Origin of the sequence: Dietzia maris, assembly GCF_036287335.1 — a bacterium.
GTDB classification, from domain to species: Bacteria; Actinomycetota; Actinomycetes; order Mycobacteriales; family Mycobacteriaceae; genus Dietzia; species Dietzia cinnamea.
In genome coordinates, this window is the sequence record NZ_CP143053.1 from 414,542 (window position 1) to 441,427 (window position 26,886).

General features: G+C 72.2%; 28 protein-coding genes and 1 tRNA gene. 9 read left to right on the top strand and 20 right to left on the bottom strand.

All coding sequences use genetic code 11. The features are described 5' to 3' along the window. Nucleotides 1-79 precede the first annotated feature (79 nt). Nucleotides 80-631 carry a putative glycolipid-binding domain-containing protein gene (locus VYL96_RS01830; RefSeq protein ID WP_131886219.1) on the top strand — a complete coding sequence of 184 codons (552 nt, stop codon included), beginning with the start codon at nt 80-82 and terminating at the stop codon, nt 629-631. On the opposite strand, the gene VYL96_RS01835 is transcribed toward VYL96_RS01830, so the two are convergent. Further along, on the bottom strand, nt 615-1,511 hold the full coding sequence (locus tag VYL96_RS01835) for a prephenate dehydrogenase (RefSeq protein WP_243699762.1): 897 nt from the start codon (nt 1,509-1,511) through the stop codon (nt 615-617). The two genes, VYL96_RS01830 and VYL96_RS01835, sit on opposite strands and share 17 nt — an antisense overlap. Nucleotides 1,512-1,604: 93 nt before the next feature. Between VYL96_RS01835 and VYL96_RS01840 the strand changes: the two genes are divergently transcribed. The 4 genes from VYL96_RS01840 to VYL96_RS01855 all read left to right on the top strand — a co-directional run bounded on the left by VYL96_RS01840 (nt 1,605) and on the right by VYL96_RS01855 (nt 3,137). Further along, entirely contained in the window at nt 1,605-2,132 is a 528-nt protein-coding gene (locus VYL96_RS01840; RefSeq protein WP_131886208.1) for a tRNA adenosine deaminase-associated protein, read from the top strand. A 26-nt stretch (nt 2,133-2,158) separates the two neighbouring features. Continuing rightward, entirely contained in the window at nt 2,159-2,590 is a 432-nt protein-coding gene (locus tag VYL96_RS01845; RefSeq protein ID WP_197471215.1) for a nucleoside deaminase, read from the top strand. A gap of 150 nt (nt 2,591-2,740) precedes the next feature. Next, nucleotides 2,741-2,944 (top strand): CsbD family protein, encoded by a 204-nt coding sequence (locus VYL96_RS01850; RefSeq protein WP_007627815.1) that lies wholly within the window; start codon nt 2,741-2,743, stop codon nt 2,942-2,944. A 102-nt stretch (nt 2,945-3,046) separates the two neighbouring features. After that, nucleotides 3,047-3,137 (top strand) — tRNA-Ser (locus VYL96_RS01855). 374 nt (nt 3,138-3,511) lie between these two features. Here the strand turns inward: VYL96_RS01855 and VYL96_RS01860 are convergent. Further along, nucleotides 3,512-4,123, bottom strand: coding sequence for a TetR/AcrR family transcriptional regulator (locus VYL96_RS01860; RefSeq protein WP_131886210.1), 612 nt, complete (start codon nt 4,121-4,123; stop codon nt 3,512-3,514). On the opposite strand from VYL96_RS01860, the gene VYL96_RS01865 reads away from it, so the two are divergent. Genes VYL96_RS01865 through VYL96_RS01875 form a run of 3 tightly spaced genes read left to right on the top strand, consistent with a single transcriptional unit; the run spans nt 4,122 to nt 6,228 of the window. Further along, nucleotides 4,122-4,259 carry a hypothetical protein gene (locus tag VYL96_RS01865; RefSeq protein WP_165928517.1) on the top strand — a complete coding sequence of 46 codons (138 nt, stop codon included), beginning with the start codon at nt 4,122-4,124 and terminating at the stop codon, nt 4,257-4,259. The two genes, VYL96_RS01860 and VYL96_RS01865, sit on opposite strands and share 2 nt — an antisense overlap. Continuing rightward, complete coding sequence (tgt, locus tag VYL96_RS01870; protein ID WP_207913586.1) at nt 4,259-5,542, top strand: tRNA guanosine(34) transglycosylase Tgt; 1,284 nt, start codon at nt 4,259-4,261, stop codon at nt 5,540-5,542. Before VYL96_RS01865 ends, tgt begins: the two co-directional genes overlap by 1 nt. A 38-nt stretch (nt 5,543-5,580) precedes the next feature. Further along, a complete protein-coding gene (locus VYL96_RS01875) occupies nt 5,581-6,228 on the top strand; it encodes a hypothetical protein (protein WP_131886211.1) in 648 nt (215 codons plus the stop codon). Here the strand turns inward: VYL96_RS01875 and VYL96_RS01880 are convergent. The 3 genes from VYL96_RS01880 to gluQRS form a co-directional block, all read right to left on the bottom strand. Beyond that, nucleotides 6,216-6,554, bottom strand: coding sequence for a CHY zinc finger protein (locus VYL96_RS01880; protein WP_131886212.1), 339 nt, complete (start codon nt 6,552-6,554; stop codon nt 6,216-6,218). The genes VYL96_RS01875 and VYL96_RS01880 overlap by 13 nt on opposite strands. Further along, a complete protein-coding gene (locus tag VYL96_RS01885) occupies nt 6,551-7,345 on the bottom strand; it encodes a queuosine precursor transporter (protein ID WP_165928519.1) in 795 nt (264 codons plus the stop codon). Before VYL96_RS01885 ends, VYL96_RS01880 begins: the two co-directional genes overlap by 4 nt. Nucleotides 7,346-7,479: 134 nt before the next feature. Further along, a complete protein-coding gene (gene gluQRS, locus VYL96_RS01890) occupies nt 7,480-8,403 on the bottom strand; it encodes a tRNA glutamyl-Q(34) synthetase GluQRS (protein WP_131886214.1) in 924 nt (307 codons plus the stop codon). A 126-nt stretch (nt 8,404-8,529) separates the two neighbouring features. Here gluQRS and VYL96_RS01895 point away from each other — a divergent pair, with 126 nt between their 5' ends. Further along, the gene (locus VYL96_RS01895) at nt 8,530-8,886 is read left to right on the top strand and encodes a 4a-hydroxytetrahydrobiopterin dehydratase (protein ID WP_007627805.1); all 357 of its coding nucleotides are present in this window, start codon (nt 8,530-8,532) and stop codon (nt 8,884-8,886) included. Between the two features lie 41 nt (nt 8,887-8,927). Here VYL96_RS01895 and nuoN read toward each other — a convergent pair whose 3' ends face one another. From nuoN to VYL96_RS01970, 15 genes are all read right to left on the bottom strand, one after another. Further along, entirely contained in the window at nt 8,928-10,613 is a 1,686-nt protein-coding gene (gene nuoN, locus VYL96_RS01900; protein WP_131886215.1) for an NADH-quinone oxidoreductase subunit NuoN, read from the bottom strand. Next, nucleotides 10,610-12,169 (bottom strand): NADH-quinone oxidoreductase subunit M, encoded by a 1,560-nt coding sequence (locus VYL96_RS01905; protein ID WP_131886216.1) that lies wholly within the window; start codon nt 12,167-12,169, stop codon nt 10,610-10,612. Before VYL96_RS01905 ends, nuoN begins: the two co-directional genes overlap by 4 nt. Then, a complete protein-coding gene (gene nuoL / locus VYL96_RS01910; protein ID WP_131886217.1) occupies nt 12,166-14,112 on the bottom strand; it encodes an NADH-quinone oxidoreductase subunit L in 1,947 nt (648 codons plus the stop codon). The genes VYL96_RS01905 and nuoL overlap by 4 nt, the downstream gene beginning before the upstream one ends. Nucleotides 14,113-14,295: 183 nt before the next feature. Then, complete coding sequence (locus tag VYL96_RS01915) at nt 14,296-15,771, bottom strand: IS1182 family transposase (RefSeq protein WP_329438638.1); 1,476 nt, start codon at nt 15,769-15,771, stop codon at nt 14,296-14,298. A gap of 68 nt (nt 15,772-15,839) precedes the next feature. Further along, entirely contained in the window at nt 15,840-16,139 is a 300-nt protein-coding gene (nuoK, locus tag VYL96_RS01920; RefSeq protein WP_131886429.1) for an NADH-quinone oxidoreductase subunit NuoK, read from the bottom strand. Further along, the gene (locus VYL96_RS01925; RefSeq protein WP_131886428.1) at nt 16,136-16,906 is read right to left on the bottom strand and encodes an NADH-quinone oxidoreductase subunit J; all 771 of its coding nucleotides are present in this window, start codon (nt 16,904-16,906) and stop codon (nt 16,136-16,138) included. The genes nuoK and VYL96_RS01925 overlap by 4 nt, the downstream gene beginning before the upstream one ends. Further along, on the bottom strand, nt 16,903-17,463 hold the full coding sequence (gene nuoI, locus VYL96_RS01930) for an NADH-quinone oxidoreductase subunit NuoI (RefSeq protein ID WP_131886427.1): 561 nt from the start codon (nt 17,461-17,463) through the stop codon (nt 16,903-16,905). Before nuoI ends, VYL96_RS01925 begins: the two co-directional genes overlap by 4 nt. Next, complete coding sequence (gene nuoH / locus VYL96_RS01935; protein ID WP_131886426.1) at nt 17,456-18,841, bottom strand: NADH-quinone oxidoreductase subunit NuoH; 1,386 nt, start codon at nt 18,839-18,841, stop codon at nt 17,456-17,458. The genes nuoI and nuoH overlap by 8 nt, the downstream gene beginning before the upstream one ends. Further along, nucleotides 18,838-21,513, bottom strand: coding sequence for an NADH-quinone oxidoreductase subunit G (locus VYL96_RS01940; protein WP_131886425.1), 2,676 nt, complete (start codon nt 21,511-21,513; stop codon nt 18,838-18,840). The genes nuoH and VYL96_RS01940 overlap by 4 nt, the downstream gene beginning before the upstream one ends. After that, nucleotides 21,510-22,910 (bottom strand): NADH-quinone oxidoreductase subunit NuoF, encoded by a 1,401-nt coding sequence (gene nuoF, locus VYL96_RS01945; RefSeq protein WP_131886424.1) that lies wholly within the window; start codon nt 22,908-22,910, stop codon nt 21,510-21,512. Before nuoF ends, VYL96_RS01940 begins: the two co-directional genes overlap by 4 nt. A gap of 1 nt (nt 22,911) precedes the next feature. After that, nucleotides 22,912-23,664, bottom strand: a complete 753-nt coding sequence (gene nuoE, locus VYL96_RS01950; RefSeq protein ID WP_131886423.1) for an NADH-quinone oxidoreductase subunit NuoE — start codon at nt 23,662-23,664, stop codon at nt 22,912-22,914. Further along, a complete protein-coding gene (gene nuoD, locus VYL96_RS01955; RefSeq protein WP_007631732.1) occupies nt 23,661-24,986 on the bottom strand; it encodes an NADH dehydrogenase (quinone) subunit D in 1,326 nt (441 codons plus the stop codon). Before nuoD ends, nuoE begins: the two co-directional genes overlap by 4 nt. After that, nucleotides 24,983-25,618, bottom strand: a complete 636-nt coding sequence (locus tag VYL96_RS01960; protein ID WP_407935079.1) for an NADH-quinone oxidoreductase subunit C — start codon at nt 25,616-25,618, stop codon at nt 24,983-24,985. The genes nuoD and VYL96_RS01960 overlap by 4 nt, the downstream gene beginning before the upstream one ends. Before the next feature lie 140 nt (nt 25,619-25,758). Beyond that, nucleotides 25,759-26,313 (bottom strand): NuoB/complex I 20 kDa subunit family protein, encoded by a 555-nt coding sequence (locus VYL96_RS01965; protein ID WP_131886422.1) that lies wholly within the window; start codon nt 26,311-26,313, stop codon nt 25,759-25,761. A gap of 28 nt (nt 26,314-26,341) precedes the next feature. Beyond that, nucleotides 26,342-26,701, bottom strand: a complete 360-nt coding sequence (locus VYL96_RS01970; RefSeq protein WP_007631723.1) for an NADH-quinone oxidoreductase subunit A — start codon at nt 26,699-26,701, stop codon at nt 26,342-26,344. Nucleotides 26,702-26,886: the final 185 nt, after the last annotated feature.

Below are 26,886 nucleotides of genomic sequence, written 5' to 3' on the forward strand. Positions count from 1 at the left end.
TTTTCCTACCGTGGTCGGTGTGAACGCTTCCCAGACGCCCTCTTCGCAGCCCGAAGCGCCGCGCGCCTCGGCTCCCTGCATGTACACGTGGATCTCCGAGACCGGCAGGGTGATCGAGCAGGTCAGGGTCGTCCCCCGGGGCGAGTCCGCGCGTGCCCGTGGGCGGATCGTCTCCGCCGCGCATCCCGAGCACGCGGCTTTCACGGTCGAGTACGACGCGGAGATCGGCTCCGATCGCGCCCTGCGGCGGGTCGGGCTGACGGTCACCACCGAGGAGTACGAGCGCTCCATCGACCTGGCCTGCGACGACGAGGGCTCCTGGCTCCTCGACGATCCGAGCGGCACCCGCTCCCGCGTCGGTGGCTCCGGCGTGGTCGACGTGGACGTCACGTACAGCGTGTTCTTCGCCAGCGTCATGATCCGCCGCCTCGGACTCCACGCCCAGCGGGGGTCGGAGGAGGCGCGCGTGCTGTCGGTGGACTCCATGACGCTCGACGTCACCGAGGACACCGTCACGATGTCCAGCGACGACGAGCAGGTCCACGGCATCACGGCGACCGCCTCCACCAGCGCGACCGTCGACACCGACGGCATGATCATCGACGTGCCGGGGCTCAGTCGACGGGCCTGACCTCCCGGCCCGCCGCCCCCGCCGCGCGCAGCTCCTCGAGCCACCCCGCGGCGCCCGGCGTGACCTCCACCGGCCCCCCGGCCGCGTCGGCCCCGGCCTGCGCCTCCTCGTAGGCGCGCCGCGCGCGGTGCCCGTCGTCGACGAGCGGTCCCAGCGTTCCCCGCTCGGCCAACGACGCCCGCGCTTCCCGCAGGTCGGCCAGGCAGTCGTCCAGCACGTCCAGCAGCGCGTCCCTGTTGGGCTCGCAGATGGCCCGCACCAGGTCGGGGGCCGTCCCCGCCACGCGGGTGCCGTCGCGGAACGACCCGGCCGCCAGCGCGAGCGCGAGGTCCCCGCCCCGCCCGCCGGCCAGCGCGAGCGCCTCGGCGAGGACGTGGCCGAGGTGGGAGATCCGGGCGACCGCCGCGTCGTGCTCGGCCGACGTCGCCGAGAGGATCCGCGCGCCGCTGTCCAGCGCGAGCCGCGCGACCCGCGCCCACGTGTCGGGGTCGGCGCCCGAGTCCGCCGCGACGAGCCACGTGGCACCGCGGAACAGGTCCGGGTCGCCTGCGTCCCAGCCGGAGTGGGCGGTGCCGGCCATGGGGTGTCCGCCCACGAACCGCGCCCCGAGACCGTGCCGCCGCACCGCGTCGAGGACGGGCCCCTTGACGCTGATGACGTCGGTGAGGGCGGCGCCGGGTGCGTGCTCGGCCACCGCGCCCAGGACCGCGTCGAGGGCGGGGAGGGGGACGGCGACGACGACGAGGGCATCGACCTGCCGGGCCCGGCGGAGCGTGGCCCGCAGATCGGTGGTGACGGCGAAACCGGCGGCGGTGGCGGCCTCGGCGCCTGCGGCGGAACGGTTCCATCCGAAGGTCCGTTCGGGGCCGAGGGCTCGCATCAGCGAACCGCCGATCAGACCCGCCCCGAGCACGCACACGTCCGCCGTCACCGTCACCTGACAAGGTTCTCACAGCAGACTACGGTTGAGCCCATGGCCAGCAGCTCTGACCGACACGCCCGCGACTCCGTCGACGACTCGGTGACCGGCATCGCGCTCGGGGTGGTGCAGGACGGCGGGTCGTGGCAGGTCACGCGCCTGGACGACGCCGCGCTGACGAGTCTCGACGACGCCGCGCGGCAGGTCCGGGCGCTGCGGGCGGAGGGGCCGTCGTTCGGGCTGGTGGACGTGGACCACGAGTTCTTCGTGATCCTGCGCCCCGGGCCGTCCGGCATGCGGCTCATGCTCTCCGACGCCACCGCGTCGCTGGACTACGACCTCGCCGCCGACGTGCTCGACGAGCTCAACGTGGACGTGCCCGACATGACCGACGAGGAGCTCGAGGAGACCGATCCCTGGGGCGAGGGCGACATGGCGATCCTCGAGGACATGGGTCTGCCGGCCGGCGTGCTGGAGATCATCGTCTCCGAGGTGGACCTGTACGCCGACGAGCAGTTGCAGTCCGTGGCCGAGCGGATGGGCTTCGGCGACGAGTTCGAGCGGCACCTGCCCGACTCGTGAGGGCGCACCGGGCGAACGAGGCCCTCGTGCGCCGCGCGCTGGCCGTCGCCGCGGGGACGCCGCCCGAGGACGTGCCCGTCGGCGCGGTCGTCATCGGTCCGGACGGCACCGAGCTGGCCGCCGCCACCAATCGCCGGGAGACCGACGGTGACCCGTTCGCGCACGCCGAGGTGCTCGCGCTGCGCGAGGCCGCGAGGGTGCTCGGTGACGGCTGGCGGTTGGAGGACTGCACCCTCGTGGTGACGCTCGAGCCCTGCACGATGTGCGCGGGGGCGGCGGTCGCGGCGCGGGTGGGCCGGATCGTGTTCGGGGCGTGGGAGCCGCGGACGGGGGCCTGCGGCTCGCTGTGGGACGTCGTGCGCGACCGACGGCTGGTGCACCGGCCCGAGGTGTACGGCGGCGTGCTGGAGGACGAGTGCGCGGCTGTTCTCGAGGACTTCTTCCGCGCCCGACGCTGATGCCGCCCCGCCCCGCCCGGCGCTGACGCCGGCCCGCCCCGCCCGGTGATCCGATCGTGACCCGCGCGCGGTGGAGGCCCCGGCCGGGCGTGGATACGGTGGGTTCCGAGAGGCGTCGGGCCCCGGCGCCGCGATCGAGAGGAGCACCACATGGGAGTGGGAGACAAGTTCTCGAACAAGGCCGAGGAGCTGGGCGGCCGCGCCAAGGAGTCGGCGGGCGCCGCGACGGGCGACCGCGATCTGCAGGCCGAGGGCCAGGCCGACCAGGGCGCGGCGGGCCTGAAGCAGGGCGCCGAGAAGCTCAAGGACAAGGCCAACGAGGCCGCCAGCAAGCTCACCGGCAACGACAAGTGACCGCCCGCCCGCGCCGCCTCCGGCGGGGCGGGCCCCGGTCGCCCGGCAGCGCGGGGTACGCCGATTTCTCTCTGCGGGCCCTCGTGCAGTAGCCTGATCGGCGGTGGCGTGTCCGAGCGGCCGAAGGTGCAGCACTCGAAATGCTGTGTTGGGTAACCCCCAACCGTGGGTTCAAATCCCACCGCCACCGCCACGGGGAGAGCCCCGGATCTCGAGAGAGGTCCGGGGCTCTCGCCATTCCCGCCCAACCCTCCAGAGCGAGCGCCACCTATTCGGCTACGCGCCGCCTACCGGACCCCATAGGTGGCGCGTAGCCGGATAGGCGGCGCTCCGTTCGATAGGCGTCGTCGATGCGGCCGAACGCGCGCCGCCCCCGGGCCTGGCGCCTCGCTCCCCGATCTGGCGTCTCGCTCCTGTGCCTGTCCGCGTCGACTGCTCCCGCCCCTCGCCATGGCGTCTGGCCCGCCCCGCGGTACGCGCGAGACGCCATGCCGTGGGGCGGCTGCGAGGGAGGCGGTTTCGGAAGGGCGCGGGCGCGGGGCGGGCGCGCCGGGGCCGCGGGCGGGGTCAGGCGGGGTCGGTGCAGGTGACGTCGTCGACGAAGTGCGGGAGCGACACGACCGCGTTGAGCGTCGACAGCGCCGAATCGATGACCGCCGCCTGCGGGAGCCCGGACTCCTCGCCCAGCAGCGCGAGCTCCTCGACCCCCGCGAGCCAGGCACGCGTGAGCACCAGCGCCATCGGACCCGCCCCCTCCACCCCGATGCTGTCGAGGATCCGCAGGCTGATCGTGCGGTGCATACCGTCGACGACCTGCTCCAACGCGGGGTCGACCGCCCGGCCCGAGCGCAGGACCGCCACGTAGTTGTCGCGCCGGCGCTGGATATAGCGGACCAACGCCGTGACGATCGCACGGGTGCAGTCCTCCGCGCTCGTGCCCTCCGGGACCTCCGTCAGCGACAGGACGTGATCGGCCGCCGCCCGGACGACCGCCGTGAGGTAGTCCAACTTGGTGGGGAAGTAATGGAACAGCAGGCTGCGGGACACGCCGGCCCGCTCGGCCACGTCGTCCAGCGAGAGGGCGTGGAAGGGCACCGTCTCCAGCAGTCGGATCCCCAACACGACCAGCTGGGAACGGCGTTCCTGCTTGGAGAGTCTTCGTCCCCCGGTTGCGGTCATGGCACACCTCGTCGTCGTACTCCTCGACGCGCGCGTCGCGCCCCCCGGCGCCGACGCCCACGTCCCCCCGGCCGACGCACAGCTCCATCTTAGGGTCACGTCCGCGATCCCGGACCGACATGCCACGATGGAGTGATGCCCGACAGCGCCACGCCCGACACCCGCCCCACCACCTTCGACGTGGGGGAGCGGATGGTCCTCGACGGCACCGCCGGCGGGCGCACCGGCGTCATCCACACGCCCCACGGCGACATCGCCACCCCGGCGTTCATCCCCGTCGGCACCAAGGCCACCGTCAAGACGCTCACGCCCGAGCAGGTCCGCTCGACCGGCGCGCAGGCGGTGCTGGCCAACGCCTACCACCTGTACCTGCAGCCCGGGCACGAGATCGTCGACGCCGCCGGCGGTTTGGCTGAGTTCATGCGCTGGGACGGGCCCACCTACACCGACTCCGGCGGGTTCCAGGTGATGAGCCTGGGCGTGGGGTTCAAGAAGGTCATCGAGATGAGCGCGGGCACCAAGGCGGCCCCCGACGACTCGGCGACCAACAAAGGCCAGGGGCGGCTCGCGAAGGTCGACGAGGACGGCGTCACCTTCACCTCGCACCTCGACGGCTCGCGGCACCGCTTCTCGCCCGAGGTGTCCATGCGGATCCAGCACTCGCTCGGCGCCGACATCATCTTCGCGTTCGACGAACTCACCACCCTGATGAACACCCGCCGCTACCAGGAGAACTCGGTGGAGCGGACCCGCCGGTGGGCGCAGCGCTGCCTGGACGAGCACGAGCGGCTGTCCACCGAGCGGACGCATCGGCCGGGGCAGTCTCTGTGGGGAGTGGTCCAGGGCGCGCAGTTCGAGGACCTGCGCCGGCAGGCCGTGCGCGGGCTCGTGGAGATGAGCGAGCGTGCCGAGGACCAGGGGCGGCGCGGGTTCGGCGGCTATGGCATCGGCGGCGCGCTGGAGAAGGAGAACCTCGGCACGATCGTGGGCTGGTGTACCGAGGAACTGCCCGAGGACCGGCCGCGGCACCTGCTGGGGATCAGCGAGCCCGACGACATCTTCACCGCCGTGGAAAACGGCGCCGACACGTTCGACTGCGTCGCGCCCACCCGGCTCGCGCGCCACGGCGGGATCTACACGCTCGACGGGCGGGTCAACATCACCCGCGCGCAGTTCCGGCACGACCACACGCCGCTGGATCCGGAGGGGCCGTCCGAGGTCTCGCGCGAGTACAGCCGCGCCTACCTGCACCACCTGTTCAAGGCCAAGGAGTTCCTCGGCTCGACCCTGCTGACCCTGCACAACCTCGCCTTTGTGGTGCGGCTCGTCGACGAGGTGCGCGCGGCCATGGCGGCCGGACCCGACGAGTACGTGGCGTACAAGACCGAGTTCCTGGGGCGGTACTACGCGGGGCGATGACCCGGACGCCGAGCCGCCGCAGATGGGAGACTGGGCGCATGACGGACGAGGGTAGGCTGACGCTCGACGAGGACCTGGCACGACGAACCCCGTACGGTCTCCATCCGGACGTCAAGACCGGGGCGCTGGCGGAGGTCAGCGAAGCGGCGATGGACGCGGCGTTCAACCTGCTGGACAAGGCGTTGACCAGAATGGTCGACGGGGACGAGCAGCGGGCTGCGACGCTGATCTCACGCGCCGCCTCCCTACCGTTCGACGAGCACCTTCGGCTCTGGCCCGGTCCCTTCACGGCCGACCAGATGCTGTTCGACTTCCTCTGCAACGTCGCCGAAAGCGCGTCTCTGGATCAGCAACACCCGGACGACGACGGCCACCTCGACCAGCTCTACGACGACGTCGCCCGCGTGGTTCCGCTGCTCGACGCCCGGGAGGGTGCGATCTACAGGGACATCGTCGAGACGATCGTGTCCGACGCGGTGATGCTCGGAATCCACGGCGACGTGGCGGGGGTCCTGGCCGATGCGGTCAGGACTCTTCCCGACCCGGAGACGGCCGAACGCGCGCTCGCCCTCGGCCGCGGCGCCGACGTCGCCCGGCGGGAGGATCTCACGCGTCTGGTGCTCGGCGTGCTGCGCACGGTCATCACGGCGATGGACGAGGCCGACGGGATTTCTCACTCGAAGTAGATCGAGTGGTGCAGGGAGCAGCCCGGGTTGAACGGCGACGCGCACGACGGGCAGGAGTCGGCCTCCAGGTAGTCGCTGATGGACAGCGTCGACCGGCACACCCCGCACAGGATCGCGCGGGTGCCGAACCGATCCGCCGGCCACGCCGTGACAGGGTGGTCGACGGCGTCGGCGTGGCAGCGGAAACACGGGTAGAAGTCGCCGCAACAGTGGAAGCGGATCGCGACGATGTCCAGCGGGCTGGCGTAGTGGACGCAGCGGGTCTGATCGTCGACCGTCGCACCGAGGACCGTCACGGCGGGCAGGTTGTCGCGGGGCGGGGTCATGCCGCCGATTGTGACAGGGCCGGCCCGGCGAGGGCGGCCTGATAGCTGGGCTCGCGCTTCTTGATCCACGCGATGACCAGGTACGTGACGGGCAGGAGCACCGCCTCGACGAGGGTCTTCCAGACGAACCCGATGACGACGTAGTTCCAGTAGTCACCCGACCAGAGCGCCATCCCCAGTGCCGGGGCGGCGATCGTGCAGAAGACCATCGTGTCGGCGAGCTGGCCGACCACGGTCGACCCGAGCAGCCGAGCCCACAGGCTGCGCTCGCCGGTGCGACGCTTCATCCACACCAGCACATACGAGTTGAGCAGCTCACCCACCACGTACCCGGCCAGGCCCGCGAGGAAGAACTGCGGGATGACGCCGGCGACGGCCTCGAACGCGTCCTGGTTCTCGTAGAACGGCGCGGCCGGCAGATGCACCGTCGCGGTGAAACTCAACGCGGCCAGGGCGAGGACCGCGAACCCCGCGAGCACCACCCGGCGCATCGCGCGGAAGCCGTACACCTCACTGATCACGTCGCCCAGCACGTAGGCCAGCGGGAAGAGCAGGAAGGCGCCGTCGGTGACGAGCCCCTCGACCGACAGGAAACCGACCTCGAACGACAGGTCGGGGAAGAGCAGGACACCCTTGGTGCCGGTGACGTTGCTGATGAGCATCACGCCGACGAACAGGGCGATGAGATAGCCGAAGTAGGGGCTGCCGACGGTGGCGAACGCCGCGCGGGCGGGGCCGGGGGGCTCGGTGCGGTCGGGGGTCTGGGTGCTGCGCGCCGGCTCGGGAGTGATCCCGTCCGGCCGCCCAGTCCCTTCGGATAGCCCGGTCCCTTGCGGGTCCCGGGGCTCGGGGGTCTGCGATGAAGTGGTCACGAGCGACGATTATCCGGGCAGGCGCGCGTCCGCGACGAATCCGGCCCGCGGGGTCAGGCCACCACCCAGGGACCGGATCGCAGGGACTCTGCCGTGACCACCCCACGCAGGGCATCGATCGAGTCCGCGCCCTCCGGCCCACCGAGCGAGGCCACGATCCGGGCGATCGCTGTCCTCGTCGTCGTCCCTTCCTGCGCCAGGTCGGCCAGGGTCACCGCGCCGTCCCGCTTCGCCAGCCGCTCACCGGCGGCGTTCACCGCGAGCGGCACGTGGACGTACTGCGGATGCGGGAGGCCGAGCAGATCCGCGAGATGCGCCTGGCGGGGCGTCGAGGAGAGCAGGTCCTCGCCGCGGACGACCTGGTCCACGCCCTGCTCGGCGTCGTCGACGACCACCGCCAGGTTGTACGCCCACACGCCGTCGCCGCGGCGCAGCACGACATCGTCGACGATCCCCGTGTACGAGCCGTGGACGAGGTCGGTGATCGTCAACTCGTCGACCGTCGCGCGCAGTCGCAGCGCCGGCACCCGGCCCGGACCGAGCGCCGCGCGGCGACGCTCACGCTCGGCCTCCGGCAGGTCCCGGCACGTCCCCGGATAGGCGCCGGGCGGGGAGTGCGGCGCGCGCGGGGCCTCGGCGATCTCCCTGCGCGAGCAGTAGCACTCGTAGACCAGGCTCTGGTCGGCCAGCTGGTCGGCGGCCGCGGCGTAGGCGTGCGAGCGCGCGGACTGCCACATGACCTCGCCGTCCCAGTCGAGGCCGACAGCCGCCAGGTCCGCCAGCTGCCGCTCCGCCACCCCGGGCCGGGAGCGCGCGGTGTCGAGGTCGTCGACCCGCATCCGGAACGACCGCCCCGAATCCCGCGCCAACACCCACGCCGCCACCGCCGTGCGCAGATTGCCCAGGTGCAGGTCGCCGGACGGACTCGGTGCGTAGCGGCCGGCGCCGGGCGGGAGGAGGCTCGGGGGGGTTTCCACCACACCAGGGTAGGGGGATCGGTCGACGCGAGGCGCGGGGCGCGGGGGCGCACGTCGGCGTGCGTGGGCCGCGCGGGGTCGCGCGCCTGGAGCGCCCGGCGCGCGGCGAGGTGCCAGACTGGAGGCATGAGCGCAGACGCCGACAACGCCCGCCCCGACGCCGACGACCAGACCCGCCTCACCGAGGAGCAGATCGCCGAGGGCCTGGCCGACCTGCCCGGCTGGGCCCTGTCCGAGGGATCGCTGACCTACACCGCCGTGTGCGAGTCGCCGCAGGCCGCGATCGACCTGGTCGCCGCCATCGGCCAGGCCGCCAACTCGCAGAACCACCACCCCGACCTGCTGTGGAGCTACGACGAGGTCACCCTGGACCTGCGCAGTCACGACGTCGACGGCGTCACCCGGCGAGACCTGCGGCTGGCGCGGTCGATCTCGGCGCTGTCCGGCGAGTTCGACGCGACCCCGCTCGGCCTGGGGGAGTAGGGGCCGGCGTCGGCGGCGCCGGGGGCCAGACGCGACGCGGCCTACCCGGCGAACACGGCGGCCGCCTCGGCGAGGTCGAGCAGCGGCTGCGGCATGACCCCCAGCAGAACCGTCACGACTGCCGCGACCGCCACCACGGCGAGCGTCAGCGGCCGGGCGGCGAACGCCACCTCGCCGGTGCCGGTGTCCGCGCCGCCCGCTCCGTCGAGCGGGCCGGAGTCGCGGAAGAACATCACCACGATCACCCGGATGTAGAACGACGCCGCGATCGCGCTGGTGAGCACGCCGATCACCACCAGGCTCACCGCGCCGCCCGCCACCGCCGCGGAGAACACGGCGAACTTGGCGATGAACCCGCTCGTCAGCGGGATGCCCGCCAGAGCCAGGAGCAGCAGGGCGAACGCCCCCGCGACCAGCGGCTGACGGCGACCGAGCCCGGCCCAGGCGCGCAGGTCGGTGATCTCGGCGCCGTCGGTGTCGCGGACGAGCCCCGCCACGGCGAACACGCCGACCGTGCTGATGGCGTAGGCGGCCAGGTAGAACAGCGTGGCGGACGTCCCGACGGCCGGCGGCCCGAGCACCCCGGTGAGTAGGAACCCCGCGTGCGCGACCGACGAGTACGCCAGCAGCCGCTTGACGTCGTTCTGGGTGACGCCGACGACCGTGCCGACGATCATCGTCAGCGCCGCGATCACCCACAGCACGGGCGCCCAGTCGGCCTCGAGGCCGGGCACGGCGACGTGGAAGAAGCGCAGGATCGCCCCGAACGCGGCGAGTTTGGTTCCCGCGGCCATGAACGCGGTGATCGACGTGGGCGCGCCCTGGTAGACGTCCGGCGTCCACGTGTGGAACGGCACCGCGCCGACCTTGAACAGCAGGCCGACCAACATCATGGCCACGCCGATCAGCGCCAAGGGGACGCCGACGCCTGCACCCTCGCCCGCGCCGCCCCCGCCCCCGCCCGCGCTCGCTGCGACCGCGGCCGCGATCCCGCCGAAGTCGACGGTCCCGGCGAAGCCGTAGATCAGCGCCGCGCCGTAGGCGAAGAACGCCGAGGAGAACGCGCCCAGCAGGAAGTACTTGACCGCGGCCTCCTGCGAGAGGAGCCGCCGTCGGCGGGCCATGCCACACAGGACGTACAGCGGCAGCGACAGCACCTCGAGCGCGATGAACAGGGTGATGAGGTCGTTGGCCGCCGGGAAGAGCATGAGCCCACCGGTGGCGAACAGCGCGAGCGGGAACACCTCGGTCTGGGTGACGCCGGCGCGCTCGGCCCGGCGCTCGGCGTCGCCGCCCGGGGCCAGCGCGGCCTGCGGCGCGAACCCGGCGAGCACGGGCGGCCGCCGGCGTGCCGCCCAGCCCACCGCAGCTCCGCCGGCAGGCGCCCCCGCCACACCGGCCCCCGCCACCGCGACGCGCTCCTCGGCCCCGGCCCGCGCCCGCTCGCCGATGAGCAACCCGGCGCCGATCGCCACCAGGACCGTCGCGCCCTGCAGGAACAGGGCGGGTCCGTCGACGGCCACGGCGCCACCGGCCGTCACCGTCCGCGTGCCGGCGAGAGCGACCACCGCGACCAACGCCGCGGCGAGACCGCCGAGGTACAGCACCACCTGCACGCGGTAGCGGTGCCGGGCGGGCGCGAATGCCTCGACCAGCACGGAGACGATCGCCGCGCCGAACACCACCAGCAGCGGCACGAGTGAGGAGTAGGCGATGTCCGGGGTCATCGGGGCGCACCTTCCACGTGGGCGACGGTCGCCGCGACCGCCGGGTCGATCACGTCCAGCGCGGGCTGCGGGTAGAAGCCCAGCACGACCAGCGCCACGACGAGCGGCGCCAGCACGACGCGCTCGCGCACCGTCAGGTCGGGCGTGGTCTCGAGGCCGGTCGCGACGGGCCCGCCCATGACGCGCTGGTAGGTCCACAGGATGTAGATCGCGGCCAGGACGAACGTCGCGGTCGCCAGGACCGCCGCGACGGGATACACCTCGAAGGTGCCGACGAACACCAGGAACTCGCTGATGAACGGCGCGAGCCCGGGCAGGGAGAGCGTCGCGAGCCCGGCCACGAGGAACACCCCGGCCAGCACGGGCGCGACCTGCTGGACGCCGCCGTAGTAGCCGATCTCGCGGATCCGGTGCCGGCGCACGAGGAATCCGGCCACGAGGAACAGGGCGGCCGTGGCGAGGCCGTGGTTGACCATGTACAGCGTGGCGCCGGCGGCCGACCGGGTGGTCGCGGCGAACACGCCCAGCACGATGAACCCGAAGTGCGAGATCGACGCGTACGCGATGAGGCGCAGCAGGTCGGTCTGCGCGATCGCCATGAGCCCGCCGTAGATGATGCTGATCACCGCGAGCGTCACCATCACGGGCGTCGCGGTATCGACCGCGCCGGGGAACAGCGGCAGGCTGTACCGCAGCATCGCGAAGGTGCCGACCTTGTCGACCACCGCCATCATGAGCACGGCGGAGGCGGGCGTCGCGGCGACGGCGGCGCCGGGCAGCCACGTGTGGAACGGCCACAGCGGCGCCTTGATCGCGAACGCGAGCGTGAACCCGGCGAACAGCAGCAGCGCCGCGCCGCTCGGGATCTGCAGGTGGCCGTCGGCGACGGCGTCGGTGATGAGGCGGTAGTCGAACGTGCCTCGGCCGTCGGGCCCGAGTCCGGCCCGGTCCGTATAGATGTAGAGGGTGATCACCGCGGCGAGCATGACCAGCCCGCCGAGGAGGTTGTAGAGGAGGAATCGCACGGCCGCGCGGGCCCGGCCGGCGCTGCCCGAGTCCGCGCCGCCGAAGGCGCCGATGAGGAAGTACAGCGGGATGAGCATCGCCTCGAACGCGACGTAGAACAGCAGCACGTCGAGGCTCGTGAACGCGACCAGCGCGAGCCCCTGCGTCGCGAGCAGCAGCGCCGGGTACGCCTGCCCGCGCCGCCCGCCCGCCCCCGCGTCCGGCCCCTCGGTGTCGCGCCAGCCCGCGAGCAGCAGCAGCGGCATGAGCGCGGCGGTGAGCAGGACCAGCACGAGCGCGACGCCGTCGAGGCCGAGCGTGTACGTCGCGCCGAACGCGGGGATCCACGGCCGCGACTCGACGAACTGGTGGGTGGTGCCGCCGGGATCGAACCGCACCGCCAGCACGACCGCCACGACCAGGACGACGAGGGACGTGGCCAGGGCCAGGGGCCTCGCCGCGCGACGTGCGCTGGTGGGGAGGACGACGACGAGGAGGGCGCCGACCAGGGGCGTGAGCCACAGCGCGGTGAGCAGTCCGGGGCCGGTCACAGCACGCCCCCGCCCAGCATGGCCGCGATCACCAGGACCGCGCCGACGAGCATGTACAGCGCGTAGGACCGGGTGAGTCCGGACTGCAGGAGTCGCGTCCGGGCGGACAGTTCTCCGATGGTGGCGGCGAGGCCCGTCGCCGCGCCGGCCACCACGCGGCGGTCGACGACCGCGGTGCCGGCGGCCAGCGCCTGGCCGGGTCGCATGAGCAAGGTCTCGTTGAGGTGGTCGGCGTAGAGGTCGCGGCGTGCGGCGCGGGTGAGCGGCGAGCCCTCCGGGGCGGTGGCGGGCACGTCCGCACGGGCGTAGAGGCGGACCGCGACGGCCACGCCCGCCGCGACCACGACCAGGGAGGCGGTGGTGACGAGCCACACCGGGAGGACGTGCTCGGGGTGGTGCTCGCCGACGACCGGGGCGAGCCACTCCCGCAGACGGCCGCCGATCGCGAGCAGCCCGCCCGCGGCCACCGAACCCACGGCGATCGCGATCATGGGTCCGGTCATCGTCGCCGGGGACTCGTGCGGGTGCGCGTCCGCGGCCCAGCGGCGGGGGCCGAAGAAGGTCAGGATCATCACGCGGCTCATGTAGAAGGCGGTCAGACCCGCACCGAGCAGGGCGGCCGCGCCCAGGAGGTAGCCCAGCGGGGCGCCCGCCCCGGCCGGGCCCGCGCCAGCGTCGAAGGCCGCGGAGATGATGCCCTCCTTGGAGTAGAAGCCGGCGAACGGCGGGACGCCGATGATCGCGAGGTAGCCCAGCCCGAAGGTGACGAACGTGACGGGCATGACCGCCCGCAGCCCGCCGTAGCGGCGCATGTTCACCTCGTCGCCCATCCCGTGCATCACCGAACCGGCCCCCAGGAAGAGCCCGGCCTTGAAGAAGCCGTGGGTGAGCAGGTGCATGATCGCCAGGGCGTACCCGGCGGGTCCGAGCCCGGCGGCCAGGACCATGTAGCCGACCTGGCTCATGGTGGAGGCGGCGAGGGCCTTCTTGATGTCGTCCTTCGCGCAGCCGATCACCGCGCCGTAGAGGAGTGTGACCGCGCCGACGGCGATAACCGCGGCGCGGGCGGCGGGGGCGGCGTCGAAGACCGGGTTCGCGCGGGTGATGAGGTAGACGCCCGCGGTGACCATGGTCGCGGCGTGGATGAGCGCCGACACCGGGGTCGGGCCCTCCATGGCGTCGCCGAGCCAGGACTGCAGCGGGACCTGCGCGGACTTGGCGCACGCGCCGAGCAGCAAGAGCAGCCCGAGGGCGGTGACCAGCCCGGAGCTGGCACCGGCCTCGATCGAGGCGAACACGCCCTCGTACGACAGGGTCCCCAGCTGGGTGACCATGACCATCAGCGCGACGCCCAGGCCGATGTCGCCGACGCGGTTGACGACGAACGCCTTCTTGGCCGCGGTCGCGGCGGACGGCTTGTGCTGCCAGAACCCGATGAGCAGGTACGAGACGAGACCCACGCCCTCCCAGCCCAGGTAGAGGCCGAGGAAGTTGTCGGCCAGCACCAGCAGCAGCATGGCGGCGAGGAACAGGTTGAGGAACGCGAAGAACTTCCGGCGCGCGGGGTCGGCGGCCATGTAGCCGATCGAGTACACGTGGATGAGCAGGCCGACGCCGGTGACGAGCAGGACGAACACCATGGACAGCTCGTCCAGCCGCAGCCCGAAGTCAACGCGCAGCTCGCCGACCGAGAGCCACGTGAACAGCGTCTGCGCGGCCGCCCGATCACCGGGGCCGCGGCCCACCATCTCGACGAGCTGCCACACGGCCACGGCGAACGAGCCCAGCGCGGTCGCGGAGCCGAGCAGGTGGCCCCACCCGTCCGCCCGCCGACCGAGCAGTAGCAGGACGACCGCCCCGAGCAGGGGAAGTGCGGGGATGAGCCACAGCGCGGACCCGGCGACAGTGGGGGCGAGGGCGGCCGCGGTTGTCGTCGTCGTCATCGTCGTCGTCCCCCCCTAGGAGCATGGGTCAGTAATGGCTCGAAGCGCGCCGAGAGTACGGCGGAGTGCGTGAGAGCGTTGCGCTCGGGCCGGCGTCACTGGCGGCCAGGTATTCGGTTTGCGAAGCCGCGGTGATGGCGTTCAGTCCGCGGGTCAGCCTGTAGGTCGCCCGGGCCTGCCAGTTCAGGCGATCTGGAGGCCGCCGAGCCCGGTGGCGCCGATATGACCGTGGAGCTTTCGCAGGTTGTGGCAGGCAGCGAGCAGTAGCCATTCACCGCGGGCGGCGTCCAGACCGCGAATCAGGAGTTGCTTGCCGTTCTGCAGGGTGCTCATCTGTCCGAAGACCGGTTCGACGATCGCTTTGCGCCGGGCGTAGACCGCTCGGCCTTTCTTCGTGGCGAGCTTGCGGGCCATGCGCTGCTTGTCCGTGGCGCTGGCCGGGATCGGTCCCCGGGGGGCGATCGGCGCCGGTTCCCCGCTGCGCTGTCGTCCGGTGGCGATGAAGAACTCGGTGCCCTGCTCGCCGGTGACCTCGGCGGAGGCGGCGAGGTTCGCGGCTGAGCAGTACCCGGCATCGGCGAGCATCTGCTTCGGGGCCTGCCCCGTGTTGCTGATGGCCTGCTCGGTCATGGGGATGAGGTTGCCGACGTCGGCGGCACAGTCGTTGACCTCGGCCGCCACGATGATCTGATGGGCGGCATCGACCACGGCCTGGCCGTTGTAGCACTGAGCGAACGACCCGTCCCCGGTGAGCATGATCTTCGACTCCGGGTCGGTGAAGTTGCGCTGGGCCTTCGGCCTGGGCGTGGCGCGCTCGGCGGCCTCAGCGGCCTTCTGCGCGACGGTGTCTTCGTCTTCGCCCTTACCGCGGGCCTTAGCCTCAGCCTTCTCCGCCGCATCGGCGGCGGCGTCGGCTTCCAGAGCAGCTTTGGCCTGGCGCAGCTTGACCAGGCGAGACTCTCGGCGGGCCAGCTCATCGGGCAGCTCGTCCCCGCGCCGGTTCTTGCCGAACTTGGCGTCCTCGGCCTTGTCGATGGCCTCGGCGGCGGCCAGCAGATCGGAGACCTCCTGGGCCAGTACCTTCTCCCTGTCCGTCAGCCGCGCGTACGACATGGCCTTGCGTTTGGAGGCGTTCGCCCGCAGCTTCGTCCCATCCAGCGCGACCTGTCCAAGCGTGACCATCCCGGCGGCCTGGCACAACGCCAACGCCTGCAAGAACAGGTTGCCCAGCGCGGCCAGGTGCCTCTTGCGAAACCTGGCGATCGCGCGGTAGTCCGGGGCCGCCCCGGCCGCCAACCACCGGAAAGCGACGATGTCGGTGCAGGCCTTCTCGATCCCGCGGGAGGAGCGCACCCCCGTGGTGTAGCCGAAGATCAGCAACCGCACCATCAACCGCGGATCGTACGGCGGGGCCCCGCGCCCCTCCTGGTAGGAGACGTAGATCCGCGATAAATCCAGGTGCTCATCGACCAGATCCGCCACGAACCGTGCCAGATGATCGGCCGGAAGCCAGTCATCCAGCGACGGCGGCAGCAACAACCCCTGGCCCGGGTCGAACGCCCGAAATGTCTTGCCTGCGCCCACCGGCTCGACCTCGCCCTGCCGGTCAGCCCGCTCGACGCGGAACTCCTCGGCGGCGAACAACCCTTCCTCGCCCATGACGACAATTATCCCGCCGAACCCGCCCCATCAGCGGACCTGAACTGGCGTGTTACTGACCCACGCTCCTAGTACCTGAGCAGGCTGGCGTCGTCGACGGACGCCGATCGGCGGGAGCGGTAGATGGCCATGATGATCGCGAGGCCGATCACGACCTCCGCGGCGGCCACGACCATGATGAAGAACGCGAAGACCTGGCCCGTGACGTCGCCGTGCATCCGCGCGAACGCCACGAGCGCGAGGTTGGTGGCGTTGAGCATGAGCTCGATGCACATGAACACCACGATCGCGTTGCGCCGCAGCAGGAACCCGGCCGCGCCGATCGTGAACAGCACGGCCGAGAGGTGCAGGTAGAGCTCGGGGTTCACGGGCGCCCACCCCCGTCCGCGCCGCGGGCGTCGCCCGCCTTGAGCTGGTCCGCCGCCGCGGCGTCGCGGGCGTGGCGGCGCAGCACCTCGCTCACGGAGTCCGGCGCCTCGGAGCCGTCCGGCAGGCGGGCGGGCACGTCGGCGGAGTTACGGCGCGCGTACACGCCCGAGCTCGGCAGGGGCGTCACGCGCGCGGAGTCGTCGCGCTGCCAGTCGAGGAACCGCTGCTCGGACAGCTGGCGCTGGGTGTGCCGCCCGGTGAAGCGCTCGCGGTGGGCGAGGACCATCGCGCCGAGCGTGGCGATGATGAGCAGCACCCCGGTGAGCTCGAACGCCCACACGTGCCGGGAGAACAGCAGCTCGGCCAGCGCCGGCACCTCGGATCCGCCGGCCGCGAACCCCGCGAACGGCGGCAGTTCGGCGCGCGCGAGGCCTGTGGCGAGCAGGACGCCGAACCCCAGTCCGGCGAGGATCGCCGCCACCCGGTGCCCGCGGATCCGCTCGACCAGCGAGTCCGAGGACTCCACGCCGATGAGCATCACCACGAAGAGGAACAGCATCATCACCGCGCCGGTGTAGACGACGATCTGCCCGACGCCGAGGAACACCGCGCCCTGCGCCATGTACAGCACCGCCAACGAGACCATGGTCGCCGCCAGGCACAGCGCCGAGTAGACGGCCCGGGTCGCCGCGACCACCCCCAGCGCCCCGGCCACCGCGACGGTCGCCAGGACCCAGAACAGGACCGACTCCCCGGCGGCCATCATGAGGCCTTCGCCGGGTCGTACGGTTCGCCCTGCTCGGGCACCGCTCCGGTGATCTCGCCGCGGTAGTAGTCGGCGTGGTCGGCGCCGGGGACCATGTCGTGCGGTGGCGGCACCATGCCGCCGAGCATGGGCCCGAGCAGATCGTGCTTCTCGTAGATGAGGTCGGCGCGGTTGTCGTCGGCCATCTCGTAGTCGTTGGTCATGGTCAGCGCGCGGGTCGGGCAGGCCTCGACGCACAGGCCGCAGCCGATGCAGCGCAGGTAGTTGATCTGGTAGATCCGCCCGTACCGCTCGCCTGGGGAGTAGCGCTCCTCGGCGGTGTTGTCGGCGCCCTCGACGTAGATCGCGTCCGCCGGGCACGCCCACGCGCACAGCTCACAGCCGATGCACTTCTCCAGGCCGTCGGCGTAGCGGTTGAGCTGGTGACGCCCGTGGTAGCGCGGCGCGGTGGGGACCTTCTCCTCCGGGTACTGCTCGGTGTGCTTCTTGCGGAACATCGTCGCGAACGTCACCCCGAACCCGGCGAGCGGCTCGAGGAACCTGGGAACCCTAGGCATGGCGGGCCTCCTGACTCGGGGCGGCGTCGAGCGCGGCGGGGGTGCCGGCGCGGCCGAGCGCGGCGCGCTGGTGCGGGAGCGGCGGGACGGGGAACCCGCCGGCGGTGGGGTCGAAGGGCGCGGGGTCGGTGGGCGCGGCGCCGGAGGGGCGGGGAACACCGGGCGCGCCGCGGGTTCCGGCGTCGGTGGGCGCGGCGCGGCCGCCGCGTCGGGTGTGGATCCGGTGGACGACGACGATGACCGCGACCGCGACCAGGCCCGCGATCACCATGGCCGGCGTGAGGAGGTCCGACTCGGGACCCACGACCACCCGGATCGTGGCCACGGCCATCACCCAGGCGAGGGAGACGGGGATGAGCACCTTCCAGCCGAATGCCATGAACTGGTCGTAGCGCAGCCGCGGGAGGGTGGCCCGTAGCCAGATGAACAGGAACATGAACGTCCATACCTTGGCGACGAACCACAGCAGCGCCCACCACCCGGAGTCGGCGCCGGGGATGAGCGAGAACGGCAGCGGCGCCTGCCAGCCGCCGAGGAACAGCGTGGCCGCGAGCGCGGAGACGGTGGTCATGTTGACGTACTCGGCCAGCATGAACATCGCGAACCGCAGGGACGAGTACTCGGTGTGGAAGCCGCCCACGAGTTCGCCCTCGGCCTCGGGCAGGTCGAAGGGGGCGCGGTTGGTCTCGCCGACCATCGAGATGACGTAGATGACGAACGACGGCGCCAGGAGGAACACGAACCACACCTGCGACTGCGCGGCCACGATGCCGGAGGTGGACATGGTGCCGGCGAAGAGGAACACGCCGACGAAGGACAGCGCCATGGAGATCTCGTAGCTGATCACCTGGGCCGTGGACCGCAGGCCGCCGAGCAGCGGGTACGTCGACCCGGAGGACCAGCCGGCCAGGACGATGCCGTACACGCCGATCGAGGTGACCGCGAGGACGTAGAGGATCCCCACGTGCAGGTCCGTGAGCTGCAGCGGCGTCGCGGTCCCGAACACCGAGACGACGGGCCCGAAGGGGATCACCGCGAACGCCATGAACGCCGGGATCACCGCGATGACCGGGGCGAGCAGGTAGATCGGCTTGTCGACCCCCGCCGGGATGAGGCCCTCCTTGAGGGCGATCTTCACGCCGTCGGCCAGGCTCTGGAGGATGCCGCCCGGGCCGACGCGGTTGGGTCCGATGCGCATCTGCATCCACGCGAGGATCTTGCGCTCGAGGTAGATCGCCGCGAGCACGGTCACCACGAGGAACACGAACACCGCGAGGACCTTGGCGAGCACCAGCCACCACGGGTCCGTGCCGAAGGCCGAGAGGTCGGTCGGGGCGGCGAGGACCGTCTTCGCGGCCACCTGTCCGGCGGGGCTCATGCCGTCACCTCCCCGGCGGCGGGATCCCCAGCGGCGGGATTCCCAACGGCGATGCCCACGATCTCGCCCGCGGCCGCGCCGAGGGTGGCGTTGACGGCCGAGCCGGGGGAGTTCTGCGGCACCCACACCACGCGGTCGGGCATCTCCGTGATCGCCAGCGGCAGGGTGATCGCCCCGCGGTCGGTGGAGACGGTCACCGGGTCGCCCTCGCCTGCGCCGAGGTCGCGTGCGGTCGTGGGCGACAGTCGGGCGACCGGGCGGCGGGCCGTGCCGGCCAGGTGCGGTTCGCCGTCCTGCATGCGGCCGGCGTCGAGCAGCATCCGCCAGGTCGCCAGGACGGCCCGCCCCGCAGCCGCTCCCGACGATGGCGTCTCGCGCTCACTTCGGGGGGTGCGAGACGCCATCCCGGCGTGCGGCTGCGCGTCGGGATGCGTACGCGGACGGGTGCGAGACGCCATCCCGGCGTGCGGCTGTGGCTGTGGCGGTGGCTGCGGGACGAGGGTCTCGCCCACGGCCCGCATCTCACGGCGGACGGACTCGACATCCGGCAGCCCGAACCACGCCCCGGCCTCCTCCGCCAGCGCGTTGAGGACGCGGTGGTCGGGCATCGCGTCGGTGCCGGTCAGGGCCGCGGCGAAGGGGCGGGTCCGACCCTCCCAGTTCACGAACATCCCGGCCTTCTCGGCGACGGGCGCGACGGGCAGGACCACGTCGGCGCGGTCGGTGATCTCGCTACGCCGCATCTCGAGGCTCACCACGAAGCCGGCGGCGTCGATCGCGTCGAGCGCCGCCCGCGGATCGGGCAGGTCCGCGGCCTCGACCCCGCCGACGAGCAGGGCGGCCAGCTCGCCCGAGGCGGCCGCGGCCAGTTGCTCGGTTGTGGAGCGGCCGGGGGCGGTCGGCAGCTCGTCGCAGCGCCAGAGGTCGGCGAGGGCGCTTCGGGCTGCGTCGTCGGTGACGAGCGCGCCGCCGGGCAGGAGCCCAGGAAGGCACCCGGTCTCCAGCGCACCGCGCTCACCCGCGCGCCGCGGGATCCACGCCAGGCTCGCCCCGGTGGCGTCGGCGAGTTCCGCGGCGGCCGACAGGCCACCCGGGATCGCGCCGAGGCGTTCGCCCACGAGGATCACCGCCCCGGGCTCGCGCAGCAGGGCGGGCAGGGCGCGGAGAGTCGGATCGGCGGCCTCGTCCCGCGACCCGCCGGCCAGCGCTGCCAGCACCGCCGGCTCGGCGCCGGGCACGGTCGGCAGCAGTGCGGCGCGGGTCTTGCGGACGGCGGGCGAGGCGAACGGCGCGATCGAGAACACCTTCAGCCCGTGGTCGCGAGCGGCCCGGCGCAGACGCAGGAAGACGATGGGCGACTCCTCCTCGGGGTCGAAGCCCACGAGCAGGACCGCCGGCGCCGCCCGGAGGTCGGAGTAGGTGACGGCGGCGGCCGCGTCCGTCCCACCGGCGTTGTCGCGCGATCCGTCGCCCGGGCCGCGGCGCACGACCCGCTCGGCGAGGAACGCGGCCTCCTCCTCGGAATGGTGGCGGGCGCGGAAGTCGACGTCGTTCGTGCCCAGCACCGTGCGCGCGAACTTGGCGTAGGCGTACGCGTCCTCGGCGGTCAGGCGCCCGCCGGTGAGCACCCCGGTGCGCCCACGCGCGGCCGCCAACCCTTCCGCGGCGACCCGTAGCGCGGTGGGCCACGGAACGGGGACGAGCCCGCCGCCCTCGCCGCGGACCATCGGCGTGGTGATGCGGTCCCGCTGGGTGGCGTAGGTGAACGCCCACCGGCCCTTGTCGCAGTTCCACTCCTCGTTGACCTGCGGGTCGTCGCCGGCGAGGCGCCGCAGTACCTTTCCGCGTCGGTGGTCGGTGCGCTGACCGCAGCCGCTCGCGCAGTGCTCGCACACGGCGGGGCTGGACACGAGGTCGAACGGGCGAGCCCGGAAGCGGTACTGCGCCCCGGTCAGCGCGCCGACCGGACAGATCTGCACGGTGTTGCCGGAGAAGTACGACTCGAACGGCTCGTCGCCGTATACGCCGACCTGCTGCTGGGCGCCGCGCTCGAACAGGTCGATGAACGGGTCGCCGGCGATCTGCTCGGAAAACCGCGTGCAGCGGGCGCACATGACGCAGCGTTCGCGGTCGAGCAGGACCTGGGAGGAGATGGCGATCGGCTTGGGGAACGTGCGCTTGACCTCGGTGAACCGGGAGCGACCGTGCCCGCTCATCAGGGCCTGGTTCTGCAGCGGGCACTCGCCGCCCTTGTCGCAGACCGGGCAGTCGAGCGGGTGGTTGATGAGCAGCAGTTCCATCACGCCGCGCTGCGCCTTGTCGGCCATCTCGGAGGTGAACTGCGTGCGCACGACCATGTCCTGGGTGACCGGGGTCGTGCACGAGGTGACGGGCTTCGGCGCGCCCTCGACCTCGACGATGCACTGCCGGCACGCGCCGGCCGGGTCGAGCAGCGGGTGATCGCAGAAGCGCGGGATCTGCACACCCATTCGTTCGGCGGCGCGGATGATGAGCGTGCCCGGCGGCACCGAGACCTCGCGGCCGTCGACGGTGAGGGTGACGAGATCGTCGGCGCGCTCGGAATCGGCGCGCGCGGAATCGGCACGGTCGCGTACGGGGTCCTGGGCCGGTCCGCGGGCGTCGCGGGGGGCTCCTGACGCGGCCGAGGTCATCGGGCCACCTCCTCGGATCGCGATGAGGGTCCACGGGTCGGCCGCACGGGCGGACGCCGGGAGCCGGCACCTGCGCGGTCGGTGCGGGTGAAGACGGTGGAGCGACTGTGGTCGAACGGGCAACCGTCCGGAATGTGGGCGAGGTACTCGTCGCGGAAGAGCCGGATCGACGAGACGATCGGGGCCGCGGCGGCGTCGCCGAGGGCGCAGAACGACTTGCCGACGATGTTGTCCGAGATGTCGAGCAGCCGGTCCAGGTCGCCGACGGTGGCGGTGCCGTCCTCGAGCCGGGTCATGATCTGCCGGAGCCAGAACGTGCCCTCGCGGCACGGCGTGCACTTGCCGCAGGACTCGTGGGCGTAGAACTCGGTCCACCTCAGCACCGCCCGCACCACGCAGGTCGTGTCGTCGAAGATCTGCAGCGCCTTGGTGCCGAGCATCGTGCCCTCGGCCGCACACCCCTCGTAGTCCAGCGGCATGTCGAGCTGGGCGTCGGTGAGCAGCGGCGTCGACGAGCCGCCGGGGGTCCAGAACTTGAGCGTGTGGCCCTCGCGGATCCCGCCGGCGAGGTCGAGCAGCTCACGCAGGGTGATCCCGAGCGGTGCCTCGTACTGGCCGGGCCGGGTGACGTGCCCGGACAGCGAGTAGAGGGTGAACCCCGGCGACTTCTCCGACCCCATCGAGCGGAACCACTCGGGGCCGTGCTGCAGGATCGACGGCACGCTCGCGAGGGACTCGACGTTGTTCACCACCGTCGGACAGGCGTAGAGCCCGGCGACGGCGGGGAACGGCGGCCGCAGCCGGGGCTGGCCGCGGCGGCCCTCGAGGGAGTCGAGCAGGGCGGTCTCCTCGCCGCAGATGTACGCCCCGGCGCCGGAGTGGACGACCAGCTCGAGGTCGAACCCGCTGCCGAGGATGTCGCGGCCGAGGTAGCCGGCCTCGTACGCCTCGGCGACCGCGGTCTGCAGGCGGCGCAGGACGGGCACGACCTCTCCGCGCAGGTAGATGAACGCGTGCGAGGCGCGGATCGCGTAGGCGGCGATGATGACGCCCTCGATCAGCACGTGCGGGGTGGCCAGCATGAGTGGCATGTCCTTGCACGTGCCGGGCTCGGACTCGTCGGCGTTCACCACGAGGTAGTGGGGCCTGGCCGCGGCGGACGGGTCGGGAGCGTCGGCGCCGGTGTCCTGCGGGATGAACCCCCACTTGCGGCCGGTGGGGAAGCCCGCGCCGCCCCGGCCGCGCAGGCCGGAGTCGAGCACGGTGGAGATCACCTCGTCGGGTCCGGTGGCGAGGGCGTTGCGCAGGCCCGCGTAGCCGTCGTTGTCGAGGTAGGTCCGCAGCGTCCAGCTGTCGGGGGCGTCCCAGTAGCGGCTGAGGTACGGCGCGAGCGGCATGTCAGGCCTCCTCGTCCGGCGCGGGCGGCTCGGGCGCGCGCATGTCGTGCTCGCGGGCGACGCGCAGCCCGGCGAGCGTCGCCTCGCCGGGGGCGCCGTCGTTGGCACCGGGGCGGGGGTCGGGGAAGCCGGCGAGGATGCGGGCGGTCTCGCGGAACGTGCACAGCGGGGCGCCGCGGGTCGGGGTGACGGGTCGGCCCGCGCGCAGGTCGTCGACCACCCGCCGCGCGGAGGCGGGGGTCTGGTCGTCGAAGAACTCCCAGTTGATCATCACGACGGGCGCGTAGTCGCAGGCCGCGTTGCACTCGATGCGCTCGAGCGTGATCCGTCCGTCGTCGGTGGTGCCGGGTCCGTCGAGCCCCAGGTGATCACGCAGGTCGGCGTAGATCTCGTCGCCGCCCATCACCGCGCACAGGGTGTTGGTGCACACCCCGACCAGGTAGTCGCCGGTCGGCGTGCGCCGGTACATCGAGTAGAAGGTGGCCACGGCCATGACCTCGGCGGGGGACAGGTCGACGACGAGAGCGCAGAACTCGATGCCGGCGGGCGTGAGATGACCGTCCTCGGCCTGGACCAGGTGGAGCAGCGGGAGCAGTGCCGAGCGGGCCTGCGGGTAGCGGGCGACGATCAGGTCGGCGTCGGCCCGCAGTCGCTCCAGGACGTCGTCGGGGTAGGTCCTCCGGGCGTCGGGCCGGACGATCGCGCCCGGCTCGTCGGGCTGCTGGCCGAACTGCAGGAACACCGGCTCGCTCATCGGTCCACACCTCCCATCACGGGGTCGATGCTGGCCACGGCGGCGATGACGTCGGCGACCATCCCGCCCTCGCACATCGCGGCCACGGCCTGCAGGTTGGTGAACGACGGGTCGCGGTAGTGCACGCGGTACGGGCGCGTGCCGCCGTCGGAGACCATGTGCACGCCCAGCTCGCCGCGCGGGGACTCCACCGGCACGTACACCTGGCCGGGCGGGACCGGAAAGCCCTCGGTGACCAGCTTGAAGTGGTGGATGAGCGCCTCCATGGAGCTGTCCATGATGTGGCGGATGTGCTCGGCGGAGTTGCCCAGGCCGTCCGGGCCCACCTTGAGCTGGGCGGGCCAGGCGATCTTGGGGTCGTCGACCATCACCGGCCCGGGTGCGAGTCGGTCCAGGCACTGCTCGACGATCTTCAGCGACTCCTTCATCTCGTCGACGCGGACGACGAACCGGTCGTAGCAGTCGCTCGCCGAGCCGGTGACGACGTCGAACTCGTAGGTCTCGTATCCGCAGTAGGGATCGGAGCGGCGGACGTCGTGCGGCAGGCCCGTCGCCCGCAGGACCGGTCCGGTGACGCCGAGCGCCATGCAGCCGGTGAGGTCGAGGTAGCCCACGTCCTGCAGGCGCATCCGCCAGATGGGGTTCTCCCGCAGCAGCAGCTCCATCTCGCGGATCCGCCCCGGCATCACCTCGAGCAGCTCCCGCACCTTGGGCACGGCCTCGTCGGGCAGGTCCTGGACCACCCCGCCGGGGCGGATATAGGCGTGGTTCATCCGCAGCCCGGTGATGACCTCGAAGACGTCCAGCACGAGCTCGCGCTCGCGGAACCCGAAGAGCATCGGCGTGCTCGCGCCCAGCTCGAGCGCACCGGTGGCCAGCGCGACCATGTGCGAGGCGATCCGGTTGAGCTCCATGAGCATCACCCGGATGACCGACGCCCGCTCCGGCACCTGTGCACTTATCCCCAGCAGTTTCTCCACGCCCAGGCAGAAGGCGACCTCGTTGAAGAACGGCGAGAGGTAGTCCATCCGCGTCACGAACGTCACGCCCTGCGTCCAGTAGCGGTACTCGAGGTTCTTCTCGATGCCCGTGTGCAGGTAGCCGATCCCGCAGCTGGCCCGGGTGACGGTCTCGCCCTCGATCTCGAGGATGAGCCGCAGCACGCCGTGCGTGGACGGGTGCTGGGGGCCCATGTTCACCACGATGCGGTCGTCGTCGGCGTTACGCGCGGCCTCGCTGATCGCGTCCCAGTCCCGCCCGGAGGCGGTGAGGATCGTGTCGGAATCGGCGGCCCGGGGCACGCGCGTGCGGTCGGCTGTCACGAGTACGCCCTCCGCTGGTCCGGCGGCGGGATGGTCGCGCCCTTGTACTGCACCGCGATCCCGCCGAGCGGGTAGTCCTTGCGCTGCGGGTGGCCCTCCCAGTCGTCCGGCATCTCGATCCGGGTCAGCGACGGGTGCCCGTCGAAGATCACGCCGAAGAAGTCGTACGTCTCCCGCTCGTGCCAGTCCGTCGTGGGATAGACACGGGTCAGGGTCGGCACGTGCGGGTCCGCGTCCGGTGCCCAGGTCTCGAGCATCACCCGGCGGTTGTGGGTGATCGACTGCAGCGGGTACACCACGTGCAGCTCACGGCCGGTGGCGCCCGGATAGTGCACCCCGCTCGCGCCCAGCGACATCTCGAAGCGCAGGTCGGGATCATCCCTCAGGGCCAGCGCCACCGCCGGTAGGTGCTCGCGCACCACGTGCAGGGTGAGTTGGCCGCAGTGGACCACGACCCTCTCGACCGCCTCGGCAAAGCTCGCCCCACCCCGCCGCTGCAGGGCCGCGGTGAGCGCGCGGACGACCTTGTCGTCGTCGTCCCCGTACGGCGGTGGGGTGCTGCCGGGCAGGACCGTCGGGCGCACGAGGCCACCGAACCCGGAGGTGTCCCCCGAGCCCCGCACGCCGAACATCCCGTGCCGGACGCCCACGGTGTCGGGGCCCGCGGCGTCGTGGGGATCGGCGGTGACCGGCCGGCCGGCCGCGTCCGTGCGGTCGGGCGCGGCGGGGGAGCGATCCGGGGTGTGGCCGGGGCGGTCGGGGGTGCGCTCGGTCATCGGAACATCCCCTCGACCGGGATGAGCGGACGCTCGTCGAGCGCGGCCCGCTCGGCGGCGCGGATCGCCTCGGCCCGGTTTGCGCCCAGCGGCATGTTCTGGATCTTGTCGTGCAGCGTGAGGATCGCGTGCATGAGCATCTCCGGCCGTGGTGGACATCCGGGCAGGTAGATGTCGACGGGCACGATGTGATCGACGCCCTGGACGATCGCGTAGTTGTTGAACATCCCGCCCGACGACGCGCACACGCCCATCGAGAGCACCCACTTGGGCTCGGCCATCTGGTCGTACACCTGCCGCAGCACCGGCGCCATCTTCTGACTCACCCGGCCCGCCACGATCATGAGGTCGGCCTGCCGGGGCGACGCGCGGAACACCTCGGTGCCGAACCGGGCCAGGTCGTAGCGGCCGCCGCTCGTGGCCATCATCTCGATCGCACAGCAGGCCAGGCCGAACGTCGCCGGCCACAGCGAACCCTTGCGCATGTACCCCGCAAGTTGCTCGACCGTGGTCAGCAGGAAACCGGCCGGCAGCTTCTCCTCGAGTCCCATGTCCGCTCTCCTCTCGGCGCTTCCCGGGTCAGTCCCAGCTCAGCCCGCCGCGGCGCCACTCGTAGGCGTAGGCGACGGAGACGTTGACGACGAACAGGGCCATCGCGGCCAGGCCGAACACGCCCAGCTGGTCGAAGTGCACGGCCCACGGGTAGAGGAAGAGGATCTCGATGCCGAAGATGATGAACAGCATCGCCGTGAGATAGAACTTCACCGGGAAGCGGCCGCCACCCACCGGCTGCGGCGTGGGCTGGATGCCGCACTCGTAGGCCTCGAGCTTCGCGCGGTTGAAGCGGCTCGGCCCCGCCACCGAGGACACCACCGAGGAGAAGACGGCGAAGGCGACGGCCAGGGCCCCCAGGACCAGGATGGGCACGTACTCGTTCATGACCGCATCACTCCTCGCGCTTGAGCGTCAGAGGCCGCCGGTGGGCGCGCCTCTGCAGGCAACCGCTGTGGGAGGTCGAGCGTCCGGCTGTGGGGTTCCGGCCGTCCGACTCCCCGGCGGGCCGGTCTCTTCCCGGCCCGTGAGTGTGACTCTACTCACACCGTGTTGACGTATGTCCGGAGTTC